Raw genomic sequence first — 1,890 nt, 5'->3', positions numbered from 1 at the left:
GGCACCGCCAGCGCTTCCGGCGCAAAATCATCGACGTTAATCGCTTTCAGGCGGCTGGCTTCAGCACGGATCAGCACCTGCGCTTCGCTCTCATCAATCCAGCCCTCTTTCAGACCACGTTGCGCCAGCGCATCCAGTCGGGTAAACGACAGGTGTTTTTTCTGCTGCTGGCACAGACGATCGTGAATAACTTCGGCGGCCATCACATCCTGCAGCGCCTGCTCCAGCTGACCCGCCGGATTATGTGCGCTTGGTGCCAGATACTGACCACGGCCCAAACGGGTACGCGTAGCAGAAGGCAATTGCAGCAGTTTCGCCAGTTTGTGATCCAGTTTATCGGATGGTGCCGGGCAGTGATGACCACCGGCGAAAATCACCAATCGCAGCGCACCGGCCACCATGCGGTTCGGGAAGTTGCGCAGCAAATCATCCATCGCCACTTCGGCCTGATGCAGCGCATCCTGCACGCCCCAATGTACCAGCGGCAAATCAGCTTCGTTGCGGCCTTCGTCCTCATAGCGTTTCAAGGTAGCTGACGCCAGATACATCTGGCTCAACACATCGCCGAGACGCGCCGAGATGCGTTCACGACGTTTCAGGCTGCCGCCCAATACCGCCATCGACACATCTGACAGCAGCGCGAGGTTGGCACTCAAACGGTTGATATGCTGATAGTAGCGGCGCGTGGCGTCGCGGGTTGGCGTGGCGCTGGTGCAACCGCCGGTTAAGCCCAGCCACAGGCTACGCACTTTATTGCTGCCAACGTGGCCGATATGGCTGAACAGCGCGCGGTCAAAAGTCACTAAATCGTTTTTCGCTGCGGCGTTCATCTCTTCCAGCACCCAAGGATGGCAACGAATGGCGCCCTGGCCGAAGATGATCATGCTACGTGTCAGGATGTTAGCGCCTTCCACGGTGATGGCGATCGGTGCGCCCTGATAAGCACGCGCCAGGAAGTTGTTTTCGCCCAGCATAATGCCTTTACCGCCAGCGATATCCATCGCGTCGATAATGGCGCGCTGACCGCGATGGGTGCAGTGATATTTAACAATCGCCGACAGCACCGCCGGTTTTTCACCGAGCATAATGCCGCTGGTGATCAGCGTTGCGGCTGCGTCCATTACATAGGCGTTACCGGCAATGCGCGCCAGCGGCTCTTCGATCCCTTCCATTTTACCGATAGAGACTTTGAACTGACGGCGGATGTGCGCATACGCACCGGTCGCCAGCGCAATGCTTTTCACGCTGCCGGTTGAGTTCGAAGGCAGCGTAATACCACGACCAACGGACAAACATTCCACCAGCATGCGCCAGCCTTGACCGGCCATTGACGGGCCGCCGATGATGAAATCGATCGGTACAAAAATGTCTTTACCGCGCGTCGGACCGTTCTGGAACGGCACGTTAAGCGGGAAGTGGCGCTGGCCAATCTCTACGCCAGGCGTGTGCGTTGGGATCAGTGCGCAAGTGATGCCGAGCTCTTCGGTATCGCCCAGCAGATGTTCTGGATCGGAGAGTTTGAACGCCAGGCCCAACACGGTGGCAATCGGTGCCAGCGTGATGTAGCGCTTGTTCCAGGTGAGTCGCATGCCCAGCACTTGCTGACCTTGCCACTCGCCCATGCACACCACGCCGGTATCGGGAATCGCGCCGGCATCCGATCCCGCTTCCGGGCTGGTCAAGGCAAAACAAGGGATCTCATCACCGCGCGCCAGACGTGGCAGGTAATGATCTTTCTGCTCATCGGTACCGTAATGTTGCAGCAGTTCGCCAGGTCCGAGTGAGTTGGGTACGCCGACGGTGATCGCCAGAATGCCAGAGACGCCCGCCAGTTTCTGCAGCACACGCGCTTGCGCATAAGCTGAGAACTCGAGGCCGCCATACTCCTTC

The 1,890-nt window shown here is 58.5% G+C and carries 1 protein-coding gene; it reads right to left on the bottom strand.

What is annotated here, in order from left to right; genetic code table 11:
• Nucleotides 1–1,890, bottom strand: a 1,890-nt coding sequence (locus RTY00_RS24345) for an acyl-CoA dehydrogenase (RefSeq protein WP_312666684.1), incomplete at both ends; no start/stop codon positions are given.

The sequence above is a fragment of the Pantoea sp. CTOTU49201 genome (genome assembly GCF_032054795.1).
Classification (GTDB): domain Bacteria; phylum Pseudomonadota; class Gammaproteobacteria; order Enterobacterales; family Enterobacteriaceae; genus Pantoea; species Pantoea symbiotica.
Note: the sequence above shows the minus strand (reverse complement) of the source record. Positions and strands in the feature narration are given on the sequence as shown.